Source organism: Streptomyces sp. NPDC102360 (genome assembly GCF_044766085.1).
Taxonomy (GTDB): Bacteria; Actinomycetota; Actinomycetes; order Streptomycetales; family Streptomycetaceae; genus Streptomyces.
Window position 1 is genome coordinate 387,052 of the sequence record NZ_JBIWLG010000001.1, and the last position, 19,483, is coordinate 406,534.

Genomic DNA, 19,483 nt, shown 5'->3' on the forward strand with positions numbered 1-19,483 from the left:
GGTCGGCGGACCACGGGGGCGTACGGCTGCCCGCTCAGACGGAGCGGTGGTACTGGTCCGGCACGTGGCTCTCCGCGCCCAGCTCGCGCGCCGCGTGGCGGGCGAAGGACGGGTCGCGAAGGAGCTCGCGGCCGAGGAGGACCGCGTCCGCCTCACCGTTGGCGAGGATCTTCTCGGCCTGCTCGACCTCGGTGATGAGGCCGACCGCGGCGGCCGGCACCCCGGCCTCGTTACGGACGCGGGCCGCGAAGGGGACCTGGTAACCGGGGCCGACCGGGATGCGGACGCCCGCCGCGTTGCCGCCGGTCGACACGTCGATCAGGTCCACGCCGTGGGCCTTCAGCTCGGTGGCGAACCGGACGGTGTCGTCGCCGGTCCAGCCCTCCTCGCCGTCCAGCCAGTCGGTCGCGGAGATGCGGAAGAGCAGCGGCAGCTCCTCGGGCCACACCTCGCGGACCGCGTCCACGACCTCAAGCGCGAAACGGGTGCGGTTCTCGTAGGAGCCGCCGTACTCGTCCGTGCGCTTGTTGGAGTGCGGGGAGAGGAACTCGCCGATGAGGTAGCCGTGCGCGCCGTGCAGCTCGATGACCTGGAAACCGGCGTCCAGGGAGCGGCGGGTGGCGTCGACGAACTGCTGGACGATCTCCTTGATGCCGTCGACCGACAGCTCGGCCGGGACCGGGTGCTGCTCGTCGAAGGGCACCGCACTCGGGGCGACGGCCTCCCAGCCGTACGCGTCCGGGCCGACCGGCGCGCCGCCCTTCCAGGGCCGGTCGGTCGAGGCCTTGCGGCCGGCGTGACCGAGCTGGACGCCCGGCACCGTGTTCTGCGACTTCAGGAACGACGTGATCCGGCGGAAGGCCTCGACCTGGGTGTCGTTCCAGATGCCGAGGTCCTGCGGGGAGATCCGGCCCTCGGGGGAGACGGCCGTCGCCTCGACGATGATCAGGCCGGTGCCGCCCGCGGCGCGCGCCCCGTAGTGCTGGAAGTGCCAGTCGTTCGGCGCACCGGTGAGCGGACCCTCGGGAGCCGCGCTGTACTGGCACATCGGCGGCATCCACACGCGGTTGGGGATGGTCAGGGACCGCAGGGTGTAGGGCTCGAACAGTGCGCTCACGGCGGACTCCATTCGGTGTGGATCGCGGAATTGCCTCGTGGATGGCGACGAGGACCTCGCTAGTACGATAGCCACCGTAGTACGGCGGATGTCAAACTACGATGGTTCTCGTACAATGACCGTGACGCACCGCACGCGTCCAGCCACCCGCACCGCGAAGGGGAGTCGTCCATGACGGCCGCAGCACCGCACACCGGGACCGCTACCGGCGGTCGTACGCTCGCGCACCCCGACCGCGCGGAGATCCGGCTCGAAACGGTGCTGCACGCGCTGTCCGATCCGATGCGCATGGCCGTCGTCCGGGAGATGGCGGCCTCGGCGGAGGCCGAGCTGTCCTGTTCGGCCTTCGATCTGCCCGTCAGTAAGTCGACCACCACGCACCACTTCCGCGTGCTGCGTGAGGCCGGGGTGATCGAGCAGGTCTACCGGGGGACCGCCAAGCTCAACGGCCTGCGCAGGGCCGACCTGGACGGGCTCTTCCCCGGCCTTCTCGACACCGTCCTCGACGCGGCTGCCCGGCAGGAGGGCCGGCTCGACGGGAGCTGAACGAGGCCGATGGGTGGTCGACGAGGCCGATGGGTGCTGGACGAGGCGGCGGGCCGTGGCTACGAATCCCGCGCCGCGCCCAACAGGCCCTCCCAGTCGGGGATCTTCACCGAGCCCCGCCCCAGCCCCCGCCCCAACTCCGCCTCGGCCCGCTCGATCGCCCGCCACCCGTCCCACCGCACGGGCCGCGCCCCGGCCGCGATCAGACCGCTCAGCGGGTCCCGCGCGGTGCCTACGACGGCCGTGGCATCGTCCAGGAGTGACGTGACGGTCTCCTTGGCGCAGGGCCGGTTGGTGCCGATCACGCCGGTCGGGCCGCGCTTGATCCACCCGGCGACGTACTCGCCCGGCGCCACCCGTGCGTCCCGCAGCACCCGCCCCGCCTCATGCGGCACCGTGCCGCTGCTTTCGTCGAACGGCAGGCCCTCCAGCGGCACCCCGCGATAGCCCACCGACCGCAGCACCAGCTCCGCGCCGATCTCCTCGAAGCCGCCCGTGCCGGTCACGCCCCCGTGCCCGTCGGGTCGCGTCCGCTCGAAGCGGACCCCGGCCACCCGGCCGTCGTCGCCCGCGAGCACCTCGGTGGGCCGCAGGTAGAACCGCAGATGGATCCGGCGCCGTGTGCCCCGTGGTGGCTCGGCGGCCCAGCCGCGCAACACCTCGATGTTGCGCCGCAGTGCGGCGGGCAGCGCCGACGGGTCGGTGTACGCCGGGTCTTGCGCCAACTCACGCTCGTCGACCAGCACTTGGGTGTCCGGGAGGCTGCCCAGCTCGCGCAACTCCTTCGTGGTGAAGCGGGCCTGCGAGGGGCCGCGCCGACCCACCATGTGCACGTCGCGGACCTCGCTCGCGGCGAGGGTGTCGAGTGCGGCGCGGGGCATGTCGGTGGGCAGGAGTTCGGCGGCGCCGCGGGCCAGTATCCGGGTCACGTCCACCGACACATTGCCCACGCCGATGGCGACGGCCGTGCGTACGCCCCGCACGAAGCCGCCGTCGACCGCGTCCGGGTGGGCGCTGTACCAGGCCACGAAGTCGGTCGCCGACCAACTGCCCGGCAGGTCCTCGCCCGGCACCCCGAGCCGCCGGTCGGCCGCCGCGCCCACGCAGTACACCACCGCGTCGTACAGCTCCAGGAGCTTGGCGGGCGGCAGGGCGGGGCCGATCTCCACCCCGCCGAGGAAGCGGACCCGTTCGTCCTCCAGGACCGCGCGCAGATTGCTCTGCAGGGATTTGATCTTCTCGTGGTCCGGGGCGACGCCGTAGCGCACGAGGCCGTACGGGCAGGGGAGCCGGTCGAGCACATCGACGCGGATGTCCGGAACGCGGTCCTGTCGTACGAGGCCCTGCGCGGTGTAGACCCCGCTCGGGCCCGAGCCGACGACGGCGATGTGCGGCACGGGAGGCTCCCTCCGCCGGGGTGCTGATGTGTCTCAGCATGACACCGGGAGGCGCGGTGGGGGAGGGGGCGCGGCGGCGCTCAGGACATGTCGCGCATCCGCTCGACCTCGCTGGTCTGCTGCGCGATCACATCGTCGGCCATCTCTTCCACCTGGACGTTGTTTCCGCCGCTCTTGACCTCCGTGGCCATCGTCACGGCCCCCTGGTGATGCGTGATCATCAGCTTCAGGAACAGCTCGTCGAACGCCTTGCCCTTGGCCGCCCTCAACTTCTTCAGCTGGGACTCCGTCGCCATCCCCGGCATCGCGTCGTGCGCGTGGTGGCCCTCGGGCGCGGTGTCGCGGCCGTACTTCTGGAGCCAGCCGCGCATCGTCTCGATCTCCGGCCCCTGGGCGGCGGTGATCCGCTCGGCGAGCCGCTTGACCTGCTCCGACTCGGCCTGTTTCGGGGCCAGTTCGGTCATCTTCAGGGCCTGCTCGTGGTGCGGGATCATCATCTGTGCGTAGCTGACGTCCGCGGAGTTCGGGGTGTCGTCCGATCCGCGCTGCTTCGCGTCCTTGGCCGACAAGGTCTCGGCCGCGTCGCCGGGCTTGCCCGGAGCGATGACCGAAGGGCCGTCGGACACCCGGGAGTTGGACTTGCCCGCGCCGTCCGAACCCCCCGAGTCGCACCCGGTCAATGCCAGCGCCGACACCGCCGCCAGCGCGGCGGCAGCAACTTTCATGACGATTGCGTTGCCAGCTATTGATCTGTGCATGAGGAAGACGATACTCGGGAGATCCGTGAATCGTTCACGTACGAGCGAAGTCACCGTCACCCAAGGAGACAACAGTGACCCTGTACTCCCCCCGAACACGGCGCAGACGCCTGGGAGTTGCCACCGCGGCGGCCGGACTCCTCGCGGCGCTGCTCGCCGCGGGCCCCGTCTCGGCGACGCCCGACCCGGGCGACAAGTCGTCGGCGCCCAAGAGCGTTTCGAAGAGCGCCGAGGCCGAGGTCGAGAAGGCGATATCCGCCGGCGACATACCCGGCCAGGACGAGATCGTCCACTCGGACAACATCCAGCACGTCACCAACATCCCCAAGGATGCGCTGCCCGGCACCAACTCGGACCTCGCCTTCCAGGGCAAGTACGCCTTCGCCGGGAACTACGACGGCTTCCGCGTCTTCGACATCAGCAACCCGAAGGCGCCGAAGACGGTCGCCCAGGTGCTGTGTCCCGGCTCCCAGAACGACGTCTCCGTCTCCGGGAACCTGCTGTTCCTCTCCACGGACAGCTCCCGCAGCGACGACTCCTGTGCCTCCACCACCCAGCCGGCGACCGAGAAGTCGTCCTGGGAGGGCATGAAGGTCTTCGACATCAGCGACAAGGCGAACCCGAAGTACGTCTCCGCCGTCGAGACCTCGTGCGGCTCGCACACGCACACCCTGGTGCCGGAGAAGAAGAACGTCTACGTGTACGTCTCCTCGTACTCGCCCAGCGCGACGTTCCCCGACTGCCAGCCGCCGCACGACGGCATCTCCGTCATCAAGGTGCCCCGCAAGGCGCCGCAGAAGGCGGCCGTGGTGAACTTCCCAGTGCTCTTCCCCGGTGACGGGGCGGACGGTGGCGGCAACCCCGGCGCGCCGACCAACCCGGGTGTCTCCAAGACCACCGGCTGCCACGACATCACGGTCCTGCCCTCCAAGGACCTCGCGGCGGGCGCCTGCATGGGCGACGGCATCCTGTTCTCCATCGCGGACCCGGAGAACCCAAAGGTCATCGACCAGGTCCAGGACAACGTCAACTTCGCCTTCTGGCACTCGGCGACCTTCAACCAGAAGGCCAACAAGGTCGTCTTCACCGATGAGTTGGGCGGCGGTGGCGCGGCCACCTGCAACGCGGAGATCGGCCCGGACCGTGGCGCCGACGGCATCTACGACATCACCGGCAAGGGTGACAAGCGCAAGCTCGTCTTCAAGAGCTACTTCAAGATCCCGCGCCACCAGGCCGACACCGAGAACTGTGTCGCGCACAACGGCTCGCTGATCCCGGTAAAGGGCAAGGACCTCATGGTGCAGGCCTGGTACCAGGGCGGCGTCTCCGTCTGGGACTTCACGGACTCCGCGAAGCCCAAGGAGATCGGCTACTTCGAGCGCGGCCCGCTCACCACGGACAAGATGACGACCGGCGGATCCTGGTCGGCGTACTACTACAACGGGTACGTCTACTCGAACGACATCGCGAAGGGCTTCGACGTCCTGAAGATCAAGGATGCCAGGACCGACCCGGCCTCCAAGATCCGTCTGAGCGAGCTCAACGTCCAGACGCAGCCGGACTACTTCGGCTGACCGGCCCGCTCACCATTGACGGCCGGTGACAGCGGTTCGAAGTACCGCGAGAAATCGGCCGGTCTGCCGTGAGCGGGGCTCCCGTCGGACGACGCGTCATCCTCGTCGTCCGGCGGGAAACCCCACTGCCACTCCAGGTCGTAGCGGCGGAACAGCTCGGCACGCATCGGGGCGAGCCGCATCGGCACACCGGGCACGAGCATCGAGAACACGGCGCCCATCAGCACGGCGCGCAGCATCGGATAGTCGGTGTCGACATCGAGCGTCCCGTGCCGTACGACAGTGTCGCGCAGCAGCGCCGCGAGCCGCTGCTGCTCCGGGCACTGCACGAAGCCCTCGGCCTGCAGGATCCCCGCCATGTGCGTGCGCATGAGGACGGGTTGGTCGCGGGCGAGGCCGAGGATCGCGTCGATCGCGCGGGCCAGCCGCTCGTTCCCGCGCTCCGTCCCGGGCTCGCGCTCCAGGGCCTCCTCCAGCGTCCGGTGCATCAGCCGGTGCACGGCGGACTGCAGCAACTGCCGCTTGCCCGGGAAGTAGTACGAGACCAGACCGCGCGCCGAGCGGGCGCGGTCCGCGATGTCGCCGAGCGTCGTCGCGTCGTACCCGCGCTCCCCGACGAGCTCCAACGTCGCCTGCAGGAGCCGTTCGCGGGAACGTCGGCGCAACTCCTCATTGACCGATGCGCTGCGGGGGGACATTCTTGACTCCTGCGTTGACTGGCTCAGAGCCAACTATACTCAGCGCTTCCCGGCCACCGGCCTGTTGGGCGCGGTGTGCGCGGGAGGGTCGGCTGCATTTGGGCGACGCGGGGGATCGTCCAAATGCAGCCGCGTCATGTGCGGGTTCGTCAGGTGTCGCCGCTTCAGGTGAAGGCGGCTCAGATCAGGCCGAGCACGGGCCGCAGCCCGTCCGGCCGGGCGTCGGCCGGCAGATGGTCCACGAAGTGCACCGCGCAGCCCAGCTCGGCTGCCCCGCCGTCCGCGTGCCGGTCGTCGCCCACCATCAGCGCGTCACCGGGCGCCACGCCCAACTCCTCGCAGGCGGCGGCGAACAGCCGCGGGTCCGGCTTCGTCACGCCGTGCCGGTACGACAGGACGTACGCGTCGACGAACCCGTCGAGTCCGTGCCCGGCGAAGACGGGGCGCGGATCCCAGCCGATGTTGCTGATCACGGCCACCGGGACACCGCGCTCGCGCAGACCGGCGAGCACCTCACGGGCGTCCGGGTAGGGCTGCCAGGCGGCGGGCGTCATGTGCCGGTCGTACAGGGCGTCGTAGAGCCGCTCGGCGGGCAGCGGGACCTCGCGGGCCAGGCCCGTGTACGCGGCGCGGTGCCTCGTGGCGTCCACGTCGCGGACGGCGACGAGCTCGGCGAGATGGTCGGGGACGTTCATCTGATGCGTGCTGCCACCCGGCAGCGCCCCCGCCGCCTCCAGGCCCCTGGCCGCCCGCGTGAACTCCTCGGCCGGCAGCTCGATGTCGTTCTCGTCGAGTACGGCGCGCAGCCAGGATTCAGTGGATTCGATGCGGAACAGCGTCCCGGAGAAGTCGAACAGCACGGCTTTGATCGTCATGCCGTCGATCCTCCGACCTGCCGAACGCGATGGTCAAGCACGGGCGTTGGGAGCGACCCACTTCCCGTACGCGGCCGTGGACACGACCACCGTCAGCGCTCCGAGCAGCCAGCCGGCCAGCACGTCCGACGGCCAGTGCACCCCCAGCCACAGCCGGGTCAGTCCGACGCCGAGCACCGACACCACGGCGAGCGTGAGTGCGCAGCGCCACAGCGTGCGCCCGGCCCCGTACCGCCGCAGCAGCCACAGGACGAGCGCGCACACCACGGTCGCCGTCATCGCGTGCCCCGAGGGGAACGCGGCGTAGTGCGCCGAGTCCACCGGTTCGCGCCACACGGGGCGCGGCCGGTCGACGGCCGCCTTCAGGCCCTGTTGCAGCAGCGTGCCGACCAGGCAGGTGGCCGCCACCCAGCCCGCGAGCAGCCAGTCCCGCAAGCGCCGTACGAGGAGCAGCACGATCACCGCGCACAGGAGCCGCATCGTCCAGGGGTCCCACACCCAGTCGGTCAGGACGCGGTTGACGCGCGTGATGCCGGGGTCGGCGAGGGCCCGGCCGTGCAGCGAGCGCGCGACGTCCCGGTCGAGGTCCATCAGCGGGCTCCACCGGAACGCCACCAGGACGAGCAGAAGGACGGAGGGCAGGGCCAGTGCGGTGGCGGTGAGCGCGAGGACGGGTCGGGTGCGTCGGGGCGGGGAGTCGAGCCGTACCGGGTGCATGGGGACGATCCTCGCTCATCGGGCGCCGCGCGGGCCATCCCGGTGGGCGGTGCGGCGTGGTGCTACCCCAGCGCCCGCAGGGCGGGGACGAAGGTGACCAGGAGGGGGACGAGCGGGACCAGCGCCGCGGCCGCCGTGAGGCGCAGCCGGTGTGCCGGCGTCAGACGCGAGGGCGGCGCGAGCAGCCGGTGCACGCGCTGCGGGACCTGCGCGTGCGGCGTCGGGCAGGGGCCGAACACTCCGCGATCCTCGTTGAGTTCGACCAGGGCGAGCGCGATGCTCATGCGCCCGAAGCGGCGCGAGGCGACGTCGTCCGCCGCCAGTTCGACCAGTCGGTGCATCTCGTTGCGGAACGAGGCGAAGACCGGTACCTGCGGAAAACCGGAGGCCAGCGCGCCCGAACAGTGCAGCAGCCAGTCGTGCCGCCACCGCGCGTGACCCATCTCGTGCGCGAGCACCGCGTCCAGTTGGCGGCCCTTCAGGCGCTGCAACGCGGCTGTGGTGATGATCAGTTGGGGCGTCGTGCCCGACATCCACCAGGCGTCGGGGCGCTTGCCCTCCAGGATGACGAGGCGGTCGGGGCCCGGCTGCTCGCCGGGCAACAGCGGGGCGCGCTCCAGGAGTTCGGCCCGCCTCGCGCGCCGCCGAGCCCGTGCGTTGCGCACCTCGCGCACCAGCATCGCCGCCGTCCACGCCCCGCCCAGGGCGAGCGTCACGGCGACGGTCGCCGCCCACGGTCCCGCGGCACGCAGCGCGTACGCGTCCACGACTCCGTGCGGCGCCCCCGCGAACACATGACCGCGCACGGCGCCCCAGGCGGCCGCCGCGCTCAACGTCATCGACAGGGCGCAGCACAACAGCACACCCGCCACCACGCACTGCCACGCCCACAGCGCGACGATCGGCTCCCGCTCCGTCCAGTCCGCGCGCGCGAGCAGTCTCGGCGCGACCAGGGCGGCAAGGGCGCCGAGCAGCAACAGTGCTACGGGGACGGTCATGTCCGTCAGCCTATGAGGCGAGCGCTACCCACGGGTATGGCCTGGCGCGTCAAGTGACGCACGCCACGGTTTCGTTGATCGGCCCGCTACGTCGTCGGCGGCACCGGCCCGCTACATGGTCAGCAGCATCGCGAGCATCCCGATTCCCATCGAGAGCCGGCACGCCCGTGCCAGCTCCGGGCGGTCGCCCCAGCCTGCGGCGCCGACCGCTGGACCGGTCGCCGTCGTGGCCGCCGTGGCCGGAACGAGGCGGGCGCCCGACCACAGGACGTAGACCGTGAAGTAGAGGAGGAGGGCGCCGGTGAGGGCCGGGGCGCCCGCGCCGCCGTGGTGTGCGTGGGCCGCCGGGCGGACGGCCATCGCCACCGCCATGTACGCCATGGCGAACGTGCCCACCAGGTGATGCAGGTGATGGGTGCCTGTCCGGGAGGCCCACAGGGCGTGGAGGGCGGCTGCCCCGAACACGGCCGCGTACAGCAGCCACACCCAGTGCGGTGGCGTGAGCACCGCCGCCGGGACCGCCATCAGCGCCATCCCGAACCCCATCAGGGCCTCGCCGCCGGCCGTGCGGCGCTGCTCCTCGACGTCGCTGCGCAGGCGCAGCAGGCAGTACGCGCCGGTCGCCGCGCACAGTGCGACCAGCAGCCAGGCGGCCGAGAGCGGTCCGTGCACCGGTTCCCCCATCGTGTCCGTCTCGTCGTCGGTGTCCGTCAGGGAGATGCCCGGGCGGGCAGGGGCGTATGGCGGCGCAGGGGAGCACGGGTGGTCGCGCGGGTGAGGTGGCGCAACCGTTGTGCATCCGATCACTGGATATCGTTTACGGGTAAAACACCTGCTAAAGTTTTCTTATGAGCAGCACACCACCGACACCTCGCACCCCCGCCGTCCACCGCCTCCCGCTCGCCGGAGTGCTGCGCCTCAACAAGCCGTCGGACGTCTGGCTCAAGCCCGCGACCAGCGTGGTCGTCGCCACCGCGATACCGAACGTGACGCTGCTCGCCCTCGGCCGGCTCGACCTCGCCATGTACACGATGGCGGGCAGCTTGTGCGCCCTGTACGGGCACAACCTCCCGTACGCGGCACGCGCGCGTGCCCTCGCGTGGGTGGTCGCCGGGATGTTCGCGAGCATCGCGGTCGCCATGGTCTCCGCCTCGCTCACCTCGTCCGCGGCCGTCCTCGTCGCCGTCGGCGCGTTGCTCGCCGCCGCGCAGAAGGGCCTGTGCGACGCCACCCGGATCGGGCCCCCCGGCAACCTCATCTTCACGTTCATCAGCTCCGCGATGCTGTTCGCGCCGCAGACCCTCGGGCAGGTGCCGGGTCATCTCGCGCTGACGCTGGCCGCCGGCGCCGTCTCCTGGATCGTGGGCATGGCCCCCGCCGTCGTCCGGCCCCACGGGCCCGAGCGCCGCGCCACCGCCCGCGCGCTGAACGCCGCCGCCGCGTACGTCGAGCGGCCCGAGCACGCGCCCGCTCGTGGTGCCGCGGCCGCGGCCGTGCACGCCGCGTGGCAGTCGCTGCTCGCCACCGGGGCGCGCACCGAGGCACGGCGCGCGCTGGAGCGGCTCGTGCTGCGCGCCGAGGTCGCCATCGCGGCGCCCGCTGATGCCGACGCGGACCGGCTGCGCGCCTGGGCGGGCGGCCTGCGCGGCGCGGGCTCGGTGCCGCGCCCCGCCCGCATCGCCGGTATGGACGACGAACTCCTCGGCATCGAGGCGGAGCTCGCGGGCGGGAAGCCCTCGTTGTGGCGGCGGATCGGCCCCGGCTCGCCGCTGCTGCCCATCGTCCTGCGTACCTTCGTCGGCTGCGCCCTCGCCGGATACGGTTCGCTCGCCATCGGCGTCGGCCGCCCCTACTGGGCCCTGGTCACCGCCGCCTCGATCTACCAGGCCAACCTCACGCTGTCCTGGAACCGCGGCGTACAGCGCGTCGTCGGCAACGTCGCGGGCGTGCTCGTCTTCGCCGCGATCGTCCCGCTCGCCCACGCCAGCCGGCTCGCCCTCGTCGTGCTCTGCCTCGCCTGCGCTTTCGGCGCCGAGGCGTTCATGGCCCGCAACTACTGGCTGGGCAGCCTGTGCGTGACGCCGATGGCGCTCCTGGTCACCGAGTTCGCCCGCTACCAGGAGCCCGGCGAGCTGATCGGCGACCGCATCGTCGACACCCTCGTCGGCGCCGTACTCGGCATCGTCGCGGCCATCGCCGTCACCAACCGGCGCGCCACCGACGGCATCGAGCAGGCACTCGCCGGCAGCGACACCGCCCGCGAGACCGCCGAGCGCGCTCTCGCGCTGCCCGCCCCCGGCCATGCCGCGCTGGAGACGGCCCGCCGCGGCCTCGCCGCGGCCCTCGTCGAACTGCGCGCCGCCGCCGACGCCGCGGCCGGCGAGTGGTGGCAGCGCGCCCTGCCCGAGGAGCGGGTGCTCGCCGCCGAGCGGTCCGGGCACCGTACGCTCGCGGCCACGGTGCGCCGGCAGGCGGCCGAGGCGGGCGTCGCCGCCTCCCCGAGTGGTGCGGGCGCCCAGCGGTAGCGGATAGTGGCGCACGCACAACGTTCGGCCCATGAGGAAGGTCCGGTCAGGCAGGCATGAGCACGCAGCAAGGCGCGGCGGCAACGGCGCCGCTCGACATCGTGTCGTCGGTCGTACGGCAGTGGCAGGCCGTACGCCCCGACATCGACACCGGCCCCATGGAGATCATCGGGCGCATCAACCGGTGCGCCGCGCTGCTCCAGCAGGCCGAGGACGCCCCGCTGCGGCACGCGGGCCTGACCAGGGCCGAGTTCGACCTGCTCGGCACATTGCGCAGGACCGGCCGCGAACTCACCCCCGGCGACCTCGCCCGCGAGACCTTCGCCTCCGGCGCCGCTGTCACCAAGCGGCTCAAGCAGCTCCAGGAACGCGGCCTCGTCTCCCGCCGCGGCGACACCCGCGACCGCCGCGTCTCCCACCTGAGCCTGACGGACGAGGGCCGGGCTCTCGTCGACGAGATCCTGCCGAGTCAACTCGCGTACGAGGGGGCGGTCCTTTCGGGTCTGGGCGAAGGGAAGGACGCGCAACTGAGCGGGCTGCTTGGGGAGTTGCTGCTCCAGCTGGAGGGACGCCTTGGGAGCGGGCCGCAGTAGGTCAGGAACCTGATGAGAGGGGGCCCGTCGTCCAGGACGACGGACCCCCTCTCATCAGGCCTCAGCGCGGCACCGTCGCCCCCTCGATGCCGTACTCCTCGCGCCGACCGCACATGCCAAGACCTCCGTGGCGGGTCGGCGTGGCGGTGTGCATGGTCGACGCGGACAGGTATCCGTCGGCGTCGCCCTTTTCCAAGGCGTCGAGCTGGGCGCCCGTGCGCTCGGCCGTGGCCAGGGCGCCGGTGCGCCACAGCTCGCGCCAGGCCGCGACGCGCGGGCGGACCAGCGCGGCGGCCGCCCGCTGGAACGCGCGCAGCGGTTCCGCGTCGCCCGCGGAGAGGGCCTCGCGCAGCGGCAGGTAGCCCTCGACCGCGAGGTCCCGGCGGCGGCGCGCGGCCGCCTCCGCCTCGGGGCCCGCCGGGCCGGGAAGCGCCGCCGCGGCCGCGTACTTCTCCGGGTCGGCCAGGTACTCCGGCGGGAACGTGAACACCGCGTCGCCCGCCTCCGGCAGCCCGCTGTTCTGCATCAGGACGGTGATCCGCAGCTCCTCGCCCTGCACCATGCGGTGCACCGTGCCGGGCTCGAACCAGGCGAGCGAACCGGCCTCCAGGGGCGTGTCCCGGTAGCCGTCCGGGCTCAGCGTCTGCACCGCGCCGCGCCCGCCCGTCACGACGTACGCCTCGGTGCACACCAGGTGCAGATGCGGGCTGCCGCCGCAGACGCCGTCCGCCGCCTGCCAGTCGTACGCGGAGATGTGCGAGAGGCCGATCCCGCCGGGCAGCGGCCGGTCGAGGCCCGAGGCGTCCGGGCTCACCACGCCAGCTCCTTCAGACGTCCTGCCACCCGCTCCGTGTCCCAGGCGCCGTCGGCGACGACCACCCGGTACCGGTAGCGGAACGTCTCGCCCGCCGGCAGCGCGAACTCCTCGAAGAACGCCCAGGAGAACGCGACCGTCGGAATCGGCTCCGAGCGCACGAACCAGTGCGAGGCGTGGATCGAGTCGGCGTTCTCCGGAGCGTGCTCGAACACGAGCGTGGAGTGCGCGTCGACGTCGTCGTGCTCCCCGGTGAACGCCACCCACGGACCCTGCGTCCCCATCAACTCTCGGTCGGAGGCGTCCCCTTGGGGCCCGAAGACCTTGCCGCCCGTGAAGTCGCGCGGTCCGCGCCACTGCAGGCCCGTGTAGCCGGCCATCTCGCGCCCCGCCGTGGTCGGCGAGCCGAAGCGCAGGGCCTCGCCGTCGGCGCGGGTGTTCGTCAGCTCGATCGACCAGTCGACGGCGTACGAACCGGACTCCGGATCCACGGAGTGCACCCGCACGCCGCGCCGTTCACGGGCCCACTCGTCGCCGCCGTTCTCGATCCAGGTGAGCCGCTCGGCGATGCTCAGCTCGTCGTCGCTCACGTCCACGGCGTCGAAGCCGTCGTGCCGCATCGACCCGATCCTGTCGTGCAGCGGGAGGTAACCCTCGCCGTGGACATAGCAGTTGCCGCCCCAGAAGTTCTGCCCGGAGAGGTGGCTGGCCGTCATCTGGAGGCCCTTGTGCCAGCGGTGGTCGTTGGGCCGGTAGCCCGAGACCAGGTTGCCGGCCAGGGTGCGCAGCGGATGCACGTACGGCTTGCGGGCCTCGAAGGCGTCCGGGTCCGGCTTGTACACGTAGGAGAAGAGGTCGGTGCCGGTCGCGGCGGAGCGCACCGTGATGCGGTCGCCGTGGGTGTGGGTGACCTCGAGCGAGTTCTCTGCGCTGCTCACTGCTTGGGGCTCCAATCCGGGTGGTCTCCGTGCATCGCGGCGTAGAACGGGTCGCCAGGGCCGATCTCGCCGGCCGCGACCGTGGCACCGGTGAACGCCGACTTGTACAGCGCGGCGGCGAACTCCAGCGTGCTGCGGGCGCTCTGGCCGCTGCCGGGCGGGCGGACGCCGGCGTCGTACGCGTCGAGCAGCGCGGTCAGCTGCGCGGTGTGCGAGCTGGGTACGTCGGCGGTGGGCGCGGGCGGCTGCTCGGCGCCGGGGGCAGGGGTGTAGCGCCAGTCGTCGTTGCCGTGCCCGTACAGGTGGGTCAGCTCGACGGTGGCCTTCTCGCAGTCGATGCGGATGCGGCTCGCCTCGTCGGGCGAGAGCACGGAGTTGACGACCGTACCGAGGGCGCCGTCCTTGAAGCGGACGAGCGCGGTCGACACGTCCTCGCTCTCCGTGTCGTGCACCAGGCGAGCCGCCATCGCCCGGATCTCGGTCCACTCGCCGAGCAGGTGCAGCATCAGGTCGTACTGGTGGATGCCGTGGCCCATCACGGGGCCGCCGCCCTCGCTGGCCCACTTGCCGCGCCACGGCACCTCGTAGTACGCGGTGTCGCGGTACCAGGTCGTCTGGCAGTGGGCGACGAGCGGGCGGCCGAGCGCGCCCTCGGTCAGCAGCGAGCGGGCGTGCACGGCGCCCGAGCCGTAGCGGTGCTGGAAGACGACGGACGCGTAGGCGCTGCTGGCCTCCTCGGCGGCGGCGATCTCGTCGTACTCGGCGAGGGAGAGGGTGAGCGGCTTCTCGCACAGCACCCAGGCGCCGGACTTGAGGGCCGCGACGGTCTGTTCGCGGTGGAACACCGGCGGGGTGCCGATGAGGACGAGGTCGGGCCGCGCCTCTTCGAGCATCGCGGTCAGGTCGGTGTGCACGGAGACGTCCGCGAACCCGGCCTCGGCGGCCCGGGCGCGGAATCCGTCGAGGCGGGCCTGGTCCACGTCGACGGCGGCGACGAGTTCGACGCGGTCGCGCAGGGAGGTGAGGGTGGGCAGATGGCTGCCGGTGACGATCGCGCCGGTGCCGACGACGGCGGCACGCAGACGGGATCCCTGGCGGGCGGGGCTTGGCATGCGGGTTCCTCGCGGAGGGCTGTCGGAGGGGGGAAAGCGCTTTCCGTTGCGTCGACCCTAAGCGGGGGGTGCGGGTCCGGACAAGGGGTGCCGGGGTTTCGGGGAGTTGGGCACTTCAGGGCGGGACCTCGAGGCTCCGCCCCGGCCGGGGAGCGATGGGGCGCCCACGGTTTGAAACGTATCAGTCACTTCTCGTCCACACCGCGGAAAGCCCCTGGAATCCATTGACAGGGGCGTTCGCGTCGGGTTCGTATGTACCTCACCTGCGGGTCACGGTCGCTCGGTGCGACCGTCTGCCGTTGCCGAGCATGGGCCGTGCGTCACGGCATCCGGCCGGACCACCGCCGCAGGCGAGCCGCTATCAATGGAGCGTTTCAAGTTCGACCGCCTCCGTGCGTCGAGCAAGCGCTTTCTGTTGCGAGGAGAGCTATGAGCGTGACCGCGTCAAAGGAGTCGCGTACCGCGGAGGCGTCCGCCGCCGGGCGGGCGATGTGGCGGAAGGCCGCGGCGAGCGGCTGGGTCGGCGGTGCACTCGAGTACTACGACTGGTTCATCTACGCCCAGGCCGCAGCGCTTGTCTTCCCGGGGATCTTCTTCCCGGAGGGCAACGCGACCATCGCCGTACTCGCGTCCCTGGGGACCTATGCCGTGGGCTATGTCGCGCGCCCCATCGGCGCCGCCGTGCTCGGCCACTGGGGAGACAAGAAGGGCCGCAAGAACGTCCTCGTCCTGGCCATGTTCCTGATGGGCGTCTCCACCTTCGCGGTGGCCCTGCTGCCCACCTACGGACAGGTCGGCATCGCCGCCCCGATCCTGCTCACCCTCGTCCGCCTCGTGCAGGGCTTCGCCGTGGCGGGGGAGTTGAGCGGGGCCAGCGCGATGATCATCGAGCACGCTCCGCACGGCAGGCGCGGTTTCCTCGCGAGCTTCGCCCTGCACGGGACCGTCGTCGGGCAGATCCTCGGCGCCGCGATCTTCCTGCCCATGTCGATGCTGCTGTCCGACGAGGCCTTCAAGTCCTGGGGCTGGCGCATCCCGTTCCTGCTCAGCGCGGTCGTCGTGGTCGCCGGCTACATCATCCGGCGACGCGTCGAGGAGTCAAGGACCTTCGAGAAGCAGCAGGAGAGCTCCCCGCAGGCCCACAAGGTGCCGCTCGTGGAGGCGTTCAGGGAGAACTGGCGGGAGATCCTCCGCGCGGTCTGCATGACCCTCGTCAACGTCATCGGCGTCACGGTCTCGGTGTTCGGCGGCGCCTACGCGACGCAGTCCGGCTACGGCGTCGGCATGAGCACGACCGTCTACCTGTGGATCCAGATCGCCGCGAACGTGGCCGGCTTCTTCGTCGTCCCGGTCTTCGGCCGCCTCTCCGATCGCTTCGGCCGCCGCCCCATCATGATCGGCGGTGGTCTGGTGGCGGGCGCGCTCTGCTACCCGTACCTGTGGGCGGTCGGCGCCAACAACGTGCCGCTGACCTTCGTGCTCGCGATGCTGTCCTGGGGTGTGGCCTACCAGGCCTGGAACGCCACGTTCGCCTGCTTCTTCCAGGAACTGTTCCCGGCCCACCGCCGCGTCACCGGCTTCGCGCTCTCGCAGAACATCGGCCTGGCGATCATCGCCTTCCTGCCGACGATCTTCACGATGGTGGCGCCGCCCGGCTCCTCGAACGTCCCGCTCACCATCGGCACGCTGTGCCTCGTCATCACGGTCATCGCCTCCATCGCGACGTGGAAGTCCCCGGAGACCTACCGTGTCCCGCTCGACCAGCTCGGCAGCCCCGACGCGAGGCCGCTGCCGCGCGAGGAGTACGAGAGGCTGCGCACGGCCGCGAAGTGAGACGGGGAGCCTCCCCGCGCATATGGCGCGGGGAGGCTCCCTGTTCGGAACCGTCGAGCCGTCGAGCCGTCGAGCCGTCGGGCCGTCGGGCCGTCGAGCCGTCGAGTCATTGAGCCACTGAGCTGTCGAGCCACCGAGACACCGAGCCACTGAGCCGCTGAGCTGTCGAGCCACCGGGACAGCGAGACACCGAGCTATCGAGCCACCGAGACAAGAGGGGAAGCCGTGTCGACGTCCTCGCGGCCGAATGTTCTGCTGCTGCACGCCCACGACCTGGGCCGCTTCCTGGGCTGCTACGGCGTGCCCACGGTACGTACGCCCGCGCTCGACGCGCTGGCCGCGGACGGGGTGCGGCTGGCCAACGCCTTCTGCACGGCGCCGCAGTGCAGCCCCTCGCGGGCCGCGCTGTTCACCGGGCGCTACCCGCACAGCACCGGTGTCATGGGCCTGACCCACCACCGCTGGGACCTGTACGAGGGGGAGCGCCACCTCGCCGAGCTGCTGCGGGCCGCCGGGTACCGCACCGACCTGATCGGCATCCACCACGAGTCCCGGGTCCGTCCGGACGCCGAAGTGGCCGAGCGCCTCGGCTTCGACAGCGTCGACACGCTGGGGGAGGCGCTGATCGAGCAGCGGGCCGAACTCGTCGCCGACCGGGCGATCGAGGCGCTCACGGAGCGCGCCGCCGCCCCCGAGCGCCCCTTCTACCTCCAGGTCGGCTTCCTCGAACCGCACCGCCTGCCGAGCCGCACCTTCGACGGCGTCACCATGGGCTTCACCGGCGACCACATGGAGCCGGACGATTCCCTGGGCCACACCGTCCCCGGCTACCTCCGCGACGACGCGGGCGCCCGCGAGGAGATCGCCGAACTGCAGGGCGCGGTGGCGTACATGGACGCGGCCGTGGGCCGGGTGCTGGCCCGCCTCGACGAACTCGGCCTGGCCGAGAACACCGTGACCGTGTTCACCACCGACCACGGTCTGGCGCTGCCGCGCGCCAAGTGCACGCTGTACGACCCCGGGCTTGAGACCGCCCTGATCCTGCGGGCCCCCGGCCTCGGCTGGAGCGGAGGGCGTGTCGTCGACGAGCTCGTCAGCAATGTCGACGTCGTCCCCACGCTGCTGGCGGCGACCGGCGTCGAACCGCCGGCGCACCTCCATGGGCACAGCCTCGCGGGCGCCCTGTCCGGCAGTGGGGGACCGGCGCAACGGGACGCCGTCTTCGGCGAGTTGACGTACCACAACTACTACGATCCCCGCCGCTGCGTCCGCACCGATCGCTACAAGCTCATCGTCAACCTGGACCACGCGCTCGCCCACACCGCCGCCGCGACGCAGTCCTGGCGTCCCCGCTGCACCCCGCACGCCGGACAGCTGGGATGGCCCGCCGCCAAGTTCGAGCTCTACGACCTGCGCGACGACCCGTGGGAGGCGGTCAACCTCGCCGACTCCCCGGAGCACCGCGACACGCTGGAGGAGCTGCGCGGCCGACTCGTCGACTGGATGACGGACACCGCCGACCCCCTCCTGGCCGGCCCGGTGCCCTCGCCGAGCTACACGTACGCGCGGGATCTGCTGACGCAGGGCCCGTCGGCCGACTGACCGGAAACGTACCGCGGGCCACCGCCGGTCGTTCACGTGTGGTGCGACGACTCCCGGAAGCGGCCCGAACCGGATGCGGTCCGTCAGTGCGCCGCGCCCAGCAGCACGGCAAGGCCTGCCGCGATCGCGCCGAGCACGCTCACGGCGATGACGCCGAACACGACGTACCCGAGCCAGACATTGCCCTTGCCCGGCCCGCTCCACCCTGCCTTGGCGCCGACCTGCGCTACGACGGCGACGCCGAAGTCGTGGTTGTGCGGGCTCGGGTCCAGCGCGGCGGCCCCGGCCTTCGGCACGCGCTCGAACGTCTTCCAATCAGCCTGTCCGCTCCGGGACCTGGGGCCCATGCCCCCGTCAGGGCCGAGCGGATGACCGTCGTAGGAGACCTTGAACCTGCGCTTGCCGCCGTCCGGCGTCACGTGCCACACCCGCGCCTCGTCGCACCCCGGCCAGCGGGGATCCGCCAGGTCCGGCACGATGTCGAACCACGACTGCTTGGGCTCGACCCGGTACGGCGCACCGGAGTACGCGAGCTGCTGCTGCACCAGCGCGATCAGCTCCTCGGCGGCGGCCGCGTCGCTGCCACCAGGGTCCGTGACCTGGGCGCCACTGACACCCTGCGGGCCCCACGCGGGCCCCGCGGCACCATCTTCGGCCTGTTGGCCCAACTGCCTCGCACCGACCGGCTGTTGAGTAGCCACCAGATCGGCGACGTCGCTCAGGAACTCCAGCGCCGGCTCGATCTCCTGCGGCGACTGCTCGTCCTTGTCCCAGCTGATCAGTTCCGTCTCGGTGAACCGCAGTGGATACTTCGCGGCCCGCGGGTCGTTGAGCAGGAACTCGGCGAGCGGCCCGTTCAGCGCGGCGGCGGCGACGGACGGCTGCAACGTTCGCACGGTGAACCGCTCGTCGAAGGCCGGGTGCCCGATGCGCGCATCGTCGCCCGCCCCGAACGCCCGCCGCAGCATCCCGGTGCGCTGCACCATGAACGCGCCAACGGAGTGCGGAAGTTGGACCGCCCACACGGCGTACGTCGAGCTGCTGCTGTCGTCACTGGAGCCGTCGCCCATGCCGCCGTGGGCCATGGAGGTGGTGACGACGCGCCCCTCGACCGACGCCGCATCGCGCCCGCGGTAGCGCCCGTGACAGTAGTCCTCGAACGTGACTCCTTTTCGGGAGCCGACCGGGAACGGCGCGTCGTCCAGGAACCGATCGGCTTCGCCGTTGTTGACCTCCTTGACGAGTTGCCACCCCAGTCGCGAGGTGAGCTCCGCGTACTTGCCCAACTCCCTGTTGCGGCGCCACCGTTGCCACAGTGCGGTCACGACGTGGAAGACCACCAGGATGGGCACAACGAATACGAGGAAAGCGATCACTTCACCCATG

The 19,483-nt window shown here is 71.6% G+C and carries 18 protein-coding genes; 6 read left to right on the top strand and 12 right to left on the bottom strand.

The genetic code is table 11. The annotated features are described in order from the left end of the window. Positions 1-34: 34 nt before the first annotated feature. A complete protein-coding gene (locus ACIRHA_RS01725; RefSeq protein ID WP_403838712.1) occupies positions 35-1,117 on the bottom strand; it encodes an NADH:flavin oxidoreductase/NADH oxidase in 1,083 nt (360 codons plus the stop codon). A 171-nt stretch (positions 1,118-1,288) separates the two neighbouring features. Here ACIRHA_RS01725 and ACIRHA_RS01730 point away from each other — a divergent pair, with 171 nt between their 5' ends. Beyond that, positions 1,289-1,663, top strand: coding sequence for an ArsR/SmtB family transcription factor (locus ACIRHA_RS01730; RefSeq protein WP_403838714.1), 375 nt, complete (start codon positions 1,289-1,291; stop codon positions 1,661-1,663). 59 nt (positions 1,664-1,722) lie between these two features. On the opposite strand, the gene ACIRHA_RS01735 is transcribed toward ACIRHA_RS01730, so the two are convergent. Together ACIRHA_RS01735 and ACIRHA_RS01740 are read right to left on the bottom strand one after the other, a co-directional pair. Beyond that, complete coding sequence (locus ACIRHA_RS01735) at positions 1,723-3,060, bottom strand: NADP oxidoreductase (RefSeq protein ID WP_403838716.1); 1,338 nt, start codon at positions 3,058-3,060, stop codon at positions 1,723-1,725. A gap of 80 nt (positions 3,061-3,140) precedes the next feature. After that, positions 3,141-3,785: a DUF305 domain-containing protein gene (locus ACIRHA_RS01740; protein ID WP_403838718.1), complete on the bottom strand. Its 645-nt coding sequence runs from the start codon at positions 3,783-3,785 to the stop codon at positions 3,141-3,143. Between the two features lie 107 nt (positions 3,786-3,892). Between ACIRHA_RS01740 and ACIRHA_RS01745 the strand changes: the two genes are divergently transcribed. Beyond that, positions 3,893-5,392, top strand: coding sequence for an LVIVD repeat-containing protein (locus ACIRHA_RS01745; protein WP_403838720.1), 1,500 nt, complete (start codon positions 3,893-3,895; stop codon positions 5,390-5,392). Here ACIRHA_RS01745 and ACIRHA_RS01750 read toward each other — a convergent pair. The 5 genes from ACIRHA_RS01750 to ACIRHA_RS01770 all read right to left on the bottom strand — a co-directional run bounded on the left by ACIRHA_RS01750 (position 5,380) and on the right by ACIRHA_RS01770 (position 9,352). Further along, positions 5,380-6,090 carry a TetR/AcrR family transcriptional regulator gene (locus ACIRHA_RS01750; protein ID WP_403838721.1) on the bottom strand — a complete coding sequence of 237 codons (711 nt, stop codon included), beginning with the start codon at positions 6,088-6,090 and terminating at the stop codon, positions 5,380-5,382. The genes ACIRHA_RS01745 and ACIRHA_RS01750 overlap by 13 nt on opposite strands. Before the next feature lie 179 nt (positions 6,091-6,269). Beyond that, the gene (locus ACIRHA_RS01755) at positions 6,270-6,965 is read right to left on the bottom strand and encodes an HAD family hydrolase (RefSeq protein ID WP_403838723.1); all 696 of its coding nucleotides are present in this window, start codon (positions 6,963-6,965) and stop codon (positions 6,270-6,272) included. A gap of 33 nt (positions 6,966-6,998) precedes the next feature. Continuing rightward, positions 6,999-7,682, bottom strand: coding sequence for a phosphatase PAP2 family protein (locus tag ACIRHA_RS01760; protein WP_403838725.1), 684 nt, complete (start codon positions 7,680-7,682; stop codon positions 6,999-7,001). Positions 7,683-7,744: 62 nt separating this feature from the next. Further along, a complete protein-coding gene (locus ACIRHA_RS01765; protein ID WP_403838726.1) occupies positions 7,745-8,680 on the bottom strand; it encodes a M56 family metallopeptidase in 936 nt (311 codons plus the stop codon). Between the two features lie 111 nt (positions 8,681-8,791). Further along, positions 8,792-9,352, bottom strand: a complete 561-nt coding sequence (locus ACIRHA_RS01770; RefSeq protein ID WP_403838727.1) for a DUF5134 domain-containing protein — start codon at positions 9,350-9,352, stop codon at positions 8,792-8,794. 176 nt (positions 9,353-9,528) lie between these two features. Here ACIRHA_RS01770 and ACIRHA_RS01775 point away from each other — a divergent pair, with 176 nt between their 5' ends. Both ACIRHA_RS01775 and ACIRHA_RS01780 read left to right on the top strand, forming a co-directional pair. After that, a complete protein-coding gene (locus ACIRHA_RS01775; RefSeq protein WP_403838729.1) occupies positions 9,529-11,205 on the top strand; it encodes an FUSC family protein in 1,677 nt (558 codons plus the stop codon). Between the two features lie 56 nt (positions 11,206-11,261). Beyond that, positions 11,262-11,798, top strand: a complete 537-nt coding sequence (locus ACIRHA_RS01780) for a MarR family winged helix-turn-helix transcriptional regulator (protein WP_403838730.1) — start codon at positions 11,262-11,264, stop codon at positions 11,796-11,798. Positions 11,799-11,859: 61 nt separating this feature from the next. Here the strand turns inward: ACIRHA_RS01780 and ACIRHA_RS01785 are convergent, their stop codons facing one another. From ACIRHA_RS01785 to ACIRHA_RS01795, 3 genes are read right to left on the bottom strand one after another with little or no spacing between them, the layout of a single operon-like run. Continuing rightward, positions 11,860-12,615, bottom strand: a complete 756-nt coding sequence (locus ACIRHA_RS01785; RefSeq protein ID WP_403838731.1) for a cupin domain-containing protein — start codon at positions 12,613-12,615, stop codon at positions 11,860-11,862. Next, a complete protein-coding gene (locus ACIRHA_RS01790) occupies positions 12,609-13,550 on the bottom strand; it encodes a PmoA family protein (protein WP_403838732.1) in 942 nt (313 codons plus the stop codon). Before ACIRHA_RS01790 ends, ACIRHA_RS01785 begins: the two co-directional genes overlap by 7 nt. After that, positions 13,547-14,662 (bottom strand): Gfo/Idh/MocA family protein, encoded by a 1,116-nt coding sequence (locus ACIRHA_RS01795; protein ID WP_403838733.1) that lies wholly within the window; start codon positions 14,660-14,662, stop codon positions 13,547-13,549. The genes ACIRHA_RS01790 and ACIRHA_RS01795 overlap by 4 nt, the downstream gene beginning before the upstream one ends. Positions 14,663-15,097: 435 nt before the next feature. Between ACIRHA_RS01795 and ACIRHA_RS01800 the strand changes: the two genes are divergently transcribed. Continuing rightward, positions 15,098-16,495 (top strand): MFS transporter, encoded by a 1,398-nt coding sequence (locus ACIRHA_RS01800; RefSeq protein WP_403838734.1) that lies wholly within the window; start codon positions 15,098-15,100, stop codon positions 16,493-16,495. A gap of 225 nt (positions 16,496-16,720) precedes the next feature. Next, positions 16,721-18,097 (top strand): sulfatase, encoded by a 1,377-nt coding sequence (locus ACIRHA_RS01805; protein WP_403838735.1) that lies wholly within the window; start codon positions 16,721-16,723, stop codon positions 18,095-18,097. Between the two features lie 83 nt (positions 18,098-18,180). On the opposite strand, the gene ACIRHA_RS01810 is transcribed toward ACIRHA_RS01805, so the two are convergent. After that, on the bottom strand, positions 18,181-19,482 hold the full coding sequence (locus tag ACIRHA_RS01810; RefSeq protein ID WP_403838736.1) for a hypothetical protein: 1,302 nt from the start codon (positions 19,480-19,482) through the stop codon (positions 18,181-18,183). Between the last annotated feature and the right edge of the window lies 1 nt (position 19,483).

Excerpts from the sequence above, each read along its gene's own strand:
- ACIRHA_RS01765 (WP_403838726.1), bottom strand. The coding sequence starts at position 8,680 with ATGACCGTCCCCGTAGCACTGTTGCTGCTCGGCGCCCTTGCCGCCCTG.
- ACIRHA_RS01760 (WP_403838725.1), bottom strand. The coding sequence starts at position 7,682 with ATGCACCCGGTACGGCTCGACTCCCCGCCCCGACGCACCCGACCCGTC.
- ACIRHA_RS01780 (WP_403838730.1), top strand. The coding sequence starts at position 11,262 with ATGAGCACGCAGCAAGGCGCGGCGGCAACGGCGCCGCTCGACATCGTG.
- ACIRHA_RS01810 (WP_403838736.1), bottom strand. The coding sequence starts at position 19,482 with ATGGGTGAAGTGATCGCTTTCCTCGTATTCGTTGTGCCCATCCTGGTG.
- ACIRHA_RS01730 (WP_403838714.1), top strand. The coding sequence starts at position 1,289 with ATGACGGCCGCAGCACCGCACACCGGGACCGCTACCGGCGGTCGTACG.
- ACIRHA_RS01750 (WP_403838721.1), bottom strand. The coding sequence starts at position 6,090 with ATGTCCCCCCGCAGCGCATCGGTCAATGAGGAGTTGCGCCGACGTTCC.
- ACIRHA_RS01740 (WP_403838718.1), bottom strand. The coding sequence starts at position 3,785 with ATGAAAGTTGCTGCCGCCGCGCTGGCGGCGGTGTCGGCGCTGGCATTG.
- ACIRHA_RS01755 (WP_403838723.1), bottom strand. The coding sequence starts at position 6,965 with ATGACGATCAAAGCCGTGCTGTTCGACTTCTCCGGGACGCTGTTCCGC.
- ACIRHA_RS01795 (WP_403838733.1), bottom strand. The coding sequence starts at position 14,662 with ATGCCAAGCCCCGCCCGCCAGGGATCCCGTCTGCGTGCCGCCGTCGTC.
- ACIRHA_RS01775 (WP_403838729.1), top strand. The coding sequence starts at position 9,529 with ATGAGCAGCACACCACCGACACCTCGCACCCCCGCCGTCCACCGCCTC.